Genomic DNA, 7,476 nt, shown 5'->3' with positions numbered 1-7,476 from the left:
GGTGGGCCACGGTGGCGTGGTGCTGCATACGCAGGATGGCGGCCGCCGATGGGTGCGGCAGTTCGAGGGTGTGGCTGCGGCGCGCGCGCTTCTGGAACAGGCGCAAAAGCGCGGGACCGGCGTGAGCGAGGCCCAGCGGCTGGTGGCCGAAGGCGCGGACAAGCCATTTTTCGACGTGCACTTCTTCGACGCGCGCCGTGGCATCGTGGTGGGCGCGTACAACCTGGCGTTCGCCACCGAGGACGGTGGCCAGACCTGGCAGCCGATGGGCGACCGCCTGGACAATCCCAAGTCGCTGCATCTGTATGCAGTGCGGGCCCGCGGCAACACCGTGCTGATCGCGGGCGAGCAGGGTCTGGCGCTGCGCTCCGACGACGGCGGCAAGACTTTCAAGCGGCTGGCGACACCATACGCCGGCAGTTATTTCACGGCTGAACTTCCCGCCGACGGTGGTGTGATCCTGGCCGGGTTGCGTGGCAACGTCTGGCACTCCCGTGACGGATCGGCCTGGACCAACGCAGGAACGGCCATGCCCGTGTCCTTCACGGCGTCGGTGTCCGCGGGCCCGGACGTGCTGCTCGCCAACCAGGGCGGCGCACTGTTCCGCCTTGGCGCAGGCGGCGTGGAGCCGCTGCCGACGCCACCGGGCGCGCCGGTCACGGCGCTGTTGCCGCTACAAGGCAACCGCTTGCTGGTACTGGGCCTGCGCGGTGCCTCGGTGCTTGCCCTGGGGAGCAAGCCATGACCGGCTTCGACACTGCGTCCGGTTCGCTGATCGAGCGGGCCCTGTTCAACCACCGCCGCTGGGTAGTTCTGATTTGCGCCATCGTCACGCTGTTGCTGGGATGGCAGGCCACGCGCCTCACGCTCAACGCCAGCTTCGAAAAGACCATCCCAGCCAGCCACCCCTACATCCGCAATTTCCTGGCCAACCAGGCGGAGTTGAGCGGCCTGGGCAACGCGGTGCGCATCGCCGTCGCCAACCCGCGCGGCAGCATCTACGACGGCGCCTACCTGGACACGCTGCGCAAGCTCAGCGACGAGGTGTTCCTCGTCCCCGGCGTGGCGCGCAACCAGATGAAGTCGCTGTGGACGCCCACGACCCGCTGGGTCGGCGTCACCGAAGATGGGCTGGAAGGCGGGCCGGTGATTCCGGACGGCTATGACGGTTCGGCCAAGAGCCTGGGGCAACTGCAGGCCAACATCGCACGGTCCGGCGAAATCGGCCAGATCGTGGCGCTCGATGGCAAGTCCAGCGTCATCTTCGTGCCGCTGCTCGCACGGGACGCCGAGGGCCGGGCGCTCGACTACGGCGCTTTGGCCATCCGGCTGGAGGCGCTGCGCATGAAGTACGAGGCGCAGGGCGTGCGCATTCACATCACCGGCTTCGCCAAGATCGTCGGCGACCTGATCGAGGGCGTGCGCGCCGTGCTGCTGTTCTTTGCGCTGGCGGTCGCGATCTGTACCGCCATGGTCTATGCCTACACCCGCTGCGTGCGCTCGACCGGGCTGGTGGTCGCGGCTTCGCTCATCGCCGTGGTGTGGCAGCTGGGCCTGCTGCCCACGCTGGGCTTCGCGCTGGACCCGTATTCCATCCTGGTTCCGTTCCTGGTGTTCGCCATCGGCATGAGCCATGGCGCGCAGAAGATGAACGGCATCATGCAGGACATCGGCCGGGGTCTGCGTTCGCTGGACCGCTCCGAGAACGCTGACCGCAGCGCGCAGCGCGAAGGCTTGCGAGAACTCCAGCTGGTGGCCGCGCGCTACACGTTCCGCCGGCTGTTCCTCGCGGGGCTGACGGCGCTGCTGGCCGACGCGGTGGGCTTCGCCGTGCTGCTGGTGATCGACATCCAGGCCATTCGCGAGCTGGCGATTGCCGCCTCCACCGGCGTCGCGGTGCTGATCTTCACCAACCTGATCCTGCTGCCGGTGCTGCTGTCTTATACCGGCGTGAGTGCCCAAGCCGCGCAGCGCAGCCTGAGATCCGAGAACGAGGAGGGTGGCGGCCTGTGGAGTTGGCTGGACCGCTTCACGCAGCGGCGCTGGGCCACCGCAACGGTCGTGGGCGCGGCGCTGCTGGCCGCCGGCGGCTATGCGGCCAGCACGCAATTGAAGATAGGCGACCTGGATCCCGGCGCGCCGGAGCTGCGCGCGGACAGCCGCTACAACCGCGATGTCGGGTTCATGAACGCGGCGTATGGCGCCTCCAGCGACGTGCTCGCGGTGATGGTGCAGACACCGGCGCAGCAGTGCTCCAGGTACGAGACCCTGAACAAGGTCGACGCGCTGGAATGGCAACTGCGTCAGCTCGAAGGCGTGGAGAGCACGCAGACGCTGGCGCTGCTCAACCGCCGCGTGCTCACCGGACTGAACGAGGGCAACCCCAAGTGGTACGAGTTCCTGCCGAACCAGGACATGCTCAACACCGTGACGGCCAGCGCGCCACGCGGCCTGTACAACGACGGCTGCAGCCTCCTCACGGTCTACTTGTTTCTGCGGGACCACAAGGCAGAAACGCTCGCCCGCGTCGTGGACCATGTGGAAGGCTTCGCCAAGGCCAATGACACCGCCGACGTGAAGTTCCAGCTCGCGGCTGGCTCCGCGGGCATCGAGGCCGCCACCAACATCGTGGTGCGCGACGCCTGGCGACACATGCTGTTCCTGGTCTACGGCGCGGTGGTCCTGTTGTGTTTCATCACGTTTCGCTCATGGCGCGCGGTCGTCGTCGCAGTGCTGCCACTGGTGCTGACCTCGCTGCTGGCCGAGGCGCTGATGGTGGGGCTGGGGATGGGGGTGAAGGTGGCGACGTTGCCCGTCATTGCGTTGGGTGTCGGCATAGGCGTCGATTACGCCCTCTACATCCTGTCCATCACGCTGGCGCGGCTGCGCGAGGGACAGAGCCTGTCGCAGGCCTACCTGCACGCGCTGCTGTTCACGGGCAAGGTCGTGATGCTGACGGGCGTGACGCTGGCCGCAGGTGTGGCGACCTGGGTGTTTTCCCCCATCAAATTCCAGGCGGACATGGGGCTGCTCCTGGCCTTCATGTTTCTGTGGAATATGCTGGGGGCACTGGTGTTGCTGCCCGCGTTGGCGCATTTCCTGCTGAAGCCGGCGCAGCAAGGCCTTCCTCATTCCCGCGAAGCTGGCGATCCAGCGCTGTCCGGAGCCACGACATGAAGCGCTTGTGGGCCGCCGCCTTTATGGCGCTGGCCGCACTGGCGCATGCCGAGCCCGGCGTCACTGCCGACAAGCTGGTGCTGGGTATGTCTACCCCGCTGACCGGCCCGCTCGCGCATTACGGTGCCGAGCTGCGGCGTGGTGTCAAGCTGGGTCTGGACCAAGTCAACAGCGCCGGCGGCATTGCCGGCCGCCGCATCGAGCTGCTGGTGCGGGATGATGCAGGCGTGCCCGAGCGCGCGGTGGCAAACACCCGCGAACTGCTCGCCGCCGGCGTATTGGCCATGACCGGCTACCACGGCGCTGCTTCCATCGAAGCAGTGCTGCCGCTACTGGACGAAGCCGGGGCGCCGCTGATCGGCGCCGCCAGCAGTGCCGAATTGCTGCGCGAACCCATGCGCAAGAGGGTGTTCAACCTGCGCGCCGGCGCCCGTGAAGAAACCGCGGCCATGGTGCTGCAGCTGGACACGGTGGGCTTGATCGAGATCGCGGCGATTGTGCAGGAAGATGCGCTCGGCCGCGCCGGACTGGAGGGCATCCAGCTGGAACTGAACCGGCTGGCCCTGCGTCTGGCGTCCCTGGCACGGCTGTCCGTGGCAGCCAACACGGCTGCTGTCGCCCAGGCTGTGCAAACGGTCTGCAAGCAGCGGCCCCAGGCCTTGATGCTGGCGCTGGATGCCAGCAATGCACTGTCGGTGATCCGCCAGGCGCGCCGCATCGGCTGCGTGCCGCAGTTCTACGTGATGAGCGAAGCAGGCGCGCAGCTGCTGGCAGGTGCCGCCGCGCCAGGCGAGCTGTCCGGCGTCATTGTTTCGCAGGTCGTGCCGCATCCGAGCACTTCATCGGTTCCCCTGGTGGTGGATTACCAGCGCCTGCTGGCCGGCGCCGCGCCGCCCAGCTACCCAGGGCTCGAAGGCTTCGTCTATTCCCGCGTAATTGCCGAAGCGTTGCGGCGCTGCGGCCGCGAGCCCGGACGCCGATGCTTGGTCACGGGCCTGGAAGGCAAGGCGCTCGACGCCGGCGGCTACCGGGTGCAGTTCACCCCGGGCGACCGGCGCGGCTCGCGCTTCGTCGAAATGACCATCGTGACGCCCGATGGGCGATTCCGCCGCTGACATTTTTAATTTTTGGAGTTCATCTTGTTCCGTTATTTCCCCACCAATTACGTTTGGAATCTGTCGGTCGACCTGGCCATCGAGATGGGCGCGCGCATCGGCGAAATCGAAGCCATGTGTGCGCCGCTGCAGGAGGCCGCGAAGCAGCCCGACGCGGCTGGCACGAAGGCGTTCCGTGAAACCTGGGTGCGCATGGCCGACCAGCTGTGCGGACTGGCCGAGGAGGACGAGGCGCGTGGCCGCCTGCTTTCGGCCGGCGAGAAATACCGCCGGGCGTCCAGCTACCTGATTACGGCCGAGCGCCTGCAGGCGCACGACGCGCCGGGCCGCCTGGCGCTCTACCAGCGCGAACTGGACCTGTTCGCCAAAGGCACGAAGCTCGCGGGCGAGCCGATTCGCAGAGTCGAGATCCCCTACGAAGGCAAGCATCTTTCTGCACTGTACGTGCCGGCCGAAGGGCTGAAGCCGGGTGAGCGCGCACCCCTGCTGGTGCAGGTCAACGGCCTCGACTCCACCAAGGAGATGAAGTACTTGGTGGGCCTGCCGGCCTGGATGGCCAAGCGTGGCGTGTCTTCCCTGGTGGTGGACCAGCCGGGCACCGGCGAAGCCCTGCGCTTGCACGGCATGACCGCCCGTTACGACAGTGAGCATTGGGCCAGCCGCGTGGTCGATTGGCTGGAGCAACGCGACGATGTGGATCCAAAGCGCATCGGCATGGAGGGCGTGTCCTTGGGCGGCTATTACTGCCCGCGCGCCGTTGCCTTCGAACCTCGCTTCGCCTGCGGCGTGGCTTGGGGGGCCAACCACGACTGGCGTGACGTGCAGGCGCGCCGCCTGGAGCGGGAGGGCAGCCTGCCGGTTCCGCACTACTGGGCCCACGTGTGCTGGGTCTGGGGCGCCAAGGACATCGATGACTTCATGCGCATCGCCCAGGACGTGCACCTGGACGGCGTGGTCGAGCGCATCAAGGTACCGTTCCTGGTGACCCATGGTGAGAAGGACTCGCAAATACCGCTGAAGTGGGCGAACCGCACTTATGAGCAGCTGGTGAACAGCCCCAAGCGCGAGCTGAAGGTGTTCACCGAGCGCGAGGGCGGGGTGCAGCACGCCAGTTTCGACAACAGCATCAACGCGGGCCACTACATCGCCGATTGGGTGGCCCAGACACTGGGCGGGCGCACCGCGTTTGCACTCTAAAAAAACAACCAATCTGCTAGAAGCAAGGAATCAACATGAACATCATCGGACCCGATGCGCTGGTCTTTGGCGTCGACGACGTCGCAGCCTGTGCCCAATACCTCACTGACTACGGTCTTGATCCCGTCGGTGTCACCGCCACCGGCGGCCGCTTCGAAGCGATCGATGGCACCGCTGTGATCATCACCCAAAAGGATGATGCCGGCCTGCCGCCTTCGCTGGGAACGGCCACCATGCTGCGTAAGACGGTCTACGGTGTGGCCGACCTGCCTGCGCTCGAGGCCATTGCCTCTGAACTGGGCAAGGACAGGGAAGTGCGCCGGCTGCCCGACGGATCGATCGAGGCCGTGGACGACATGGGCTTCGTTCTCGGCTTCCAGCTGACCGTGCGCAAGCCCATCGCTGTGCCGGCGGAGACCGTCAACGCGCCGGGCCCCTCGGCGCAGCGCCCGCTCAATGCGGTTGCCGTCGACGAAAACGCTATGGTCAAGCCGCTCTCGCTGTCGCACGTGGTCTATTTCGTGCCCGACACGGCGAAGGCCGAGGCCTTCTACGCACGGCTGGGCTTCGTATGCACAGACCGTTTCACCGGGGTAGGCCCCTTCCTCCGGCCTGCCGGTACGGTCGACCACCACACATTGTTCATGATCCAGACGCCGCCGTTCATGAAAGGCTGCGAGCATTTCACTTTCCACATGGCTGGTCCCAGCGCCGTGATGCAGGCGGGCACGCGTTTCGTTAACAAGGGGTATCAGTCCTTCTGGGGGCCCGGCCGCCACAAGTTCGGCTCGAACTGGTTCTGGTATTTCAACAGCCCGCTGGGCTGCCATGTAGAGTACGACGCCGACATGGATTTGCATGACGACAGCTGGGTGGCGCGCGAAGTGCCCATGAGTGCGGACGCGTCGCAATTGTTCCTGTTTCAGCGCCAGGAAAAATGGGCGCCGGGCGGCCCACCGGGCCCGGCCGGCGCATGAAGAAGAATCAAAGCAATACGAGGAGACAAGACATGACTAAGATAAAGAAGGTGTTGATCGTCGGCGGCGGATTCTCCGGCATGTCGGCTGCCATCGAATTGCGCAAGCATGGCGTCCAGGTGGATCTGGTGGAACTCGATCCCGACTGGCGCTCCTATGGGGCCGGCATCAGCCTTGGCGGCGCAACGCTGCGTGCGTTCGACCGCCTGGGCATCTTGCAAGAGTTCCTGCGTCACGGCAATGCGGCCGACGGCGTGGAGCTATACCTGCCTGACGGGCAGCGCCTGGGCGAGTTGCCCACGCCGCGCATCGCCGGACCCGACGTGCCGGGCGGAGGCGCGATCATGCGCCCCGTGCTCGCGCGAATCCTGGCGCAAGCCACGAGGGACGCCGGTACCCAGGTGCGGCTGGGTTGCACGTTCAGCAGCATCACGCAGGACGCCGAGGGTGTGGAGGTGGCATTCACCGATGGCCAGCGTGGCCGCTACGATCTGGTGATTGGGGCTGATGGCCTTTACTCGAAGGTCCGTGCCGCGATCTTCCCCGACGCACCGGTACCGGCCTACAGCGGGCAAGCGGTGTGGCGCGCGGTCCTGCCGCGGCCGGCAGAAGTCAAGACCGCGATGATGTGGGTCGGCGGCCGCTGCAAGCCCGGCGTTAATCCGGTCTCGGCCACCGAGATGTACCTGTTCGTCACCGAGAACCGGCCCTTGAACGAACGCGTCGATCCCCAGGAATTTCTGCCGCAGCTCAGCGGGCTGCTGGCGGAGTTCTCGGCCCCGATGCTGCGTCGTATTCGCGATAGCCTGGACGCTGACTCCATCGTGTTCCGGCCGCTCGAGCACCTGCTGGTGCCACGGCCTTGGCATACGGGCCGAGTGGTCCTTATCGGCGACGCCGTCCACGCGACGACCCCGCACATGGCCTCGGGCGCGTGCATCGGCATCGAGGATGCGATCGTGCTGGTCGAAGAGCTGATGCGTGCGCCTTCACTTGACGCCGCACTGCAG

The 7,476-nt window shown here is 66.4% G+C and carries 6 protein-coding genes; all 6 read left to right on the top strand.

Annotation, left to right across the window (positions count from 1 at the left end; translation table 11 throughout):
* Positions 1-745 (top strand): WD40/YVTN/BNR-like repeat-containing protein (locus tag V6M63_RS21835; RefSeq protein ID WP_332745322.1); only part of this gene is annotated, 745 nt, incomplete at its 5' end.
* Positions 742-3,177: an efflux RND transporter permease subunit gene (locus V6M63_RS21830; protein ID WP_332745320.1), complete on the top strand. Its 2,436-nt coding sequence runs from the start codon at positions 742-744 to the stop codon at positions 3,175-3,177. The genes V6M63_RS21835 and V6M63_RS21830, both read left to right, overlap by 4 nt.
* Positions 3,174-4,292 carry an ABC transporter substrate-binding protein gene (locus V6M63_RS21825; RefSeq protein ID WP_332745318.1) on the top strand — a complete coding sequence of 373 codons (1,119 nt, stop codon included), beginning with the start codon at positions 3,174-3,176 and terminating at the stop codon, positions 4,290-4,292. The genes V6M63_RS21830 and V6M63_RS21825 overlap by 4 nt, the downstream gene beginning before the upstream one ends.
* 24 nt (positions 4,293-4,316) lie before the next feature.
* Complete coding sequence (locus V6M63_RS21820) at positions 4,317-5,489, top strand: alpha/beta hydrolase family protein (protein ID WP_332745316.1); 1,173 nt, start codon at positions 4,317-4,319, stop codon at positions 5,487-5,489.
* 35 nt (positions 5,490-5,524) lie between these two features.
* A complete protein-coding gene (locus V6M63_RS21815) occupies positions 5,525-6,466 on the top strand; it encodes a VOC family protein (RefSeq protein WP_332745314.1) in 942 nt (313 codons plus the stop codon).
* Between the two features lie 32 nt (positions 6,467-6,498).
* A partial coding sequence (locus tag V6M63_RS21810) for an FAD-dependent oxidoreductase (RefSeq protein ID WP_332745313.1) occupies positions 6,499-7,476 on the top strand: 978 nt, incomplete at its 3' end.

Origin of the sequence: Hydrogenophaga sp. (assembly GCF_036675665.1) — a bacterium.
In the GTDB taxonomy this organism is placed as follows: Bacteria; Pseudomonadota; Gammaproteobacteria; order Burkholderiales; family Burkholderiaceae_C; genus Hydrogenophaga.
Note: the sequence above shows the minus strand (reverse complement) of the source record. Positions and strands in the feature narration are given on the sequence as shown.

Coding starts and splice junctions, on each gene's coding strand:
- V6M63_RS21825 (WP_332745318.1), top strand. CDS start 3,174: ATGAAGCGCTTGTGGGCCGCCGCCTTTATGGCGCTGGCCGCACTGGCG.
- V6M63_RS21830 (WP_332745320.1), top strand. CDS start 742: ATGACCGGCTTCGACACTGCGTCCGGTTCGCTGATCGAGCGGGCCCTG.
- V6M63_RS21815 (WP_332745314.1), top strand. CDS start 5,525: ATGAACATCATCGGACCCGATGCGCTGGTCTTTGGCGTCGACGACGTC.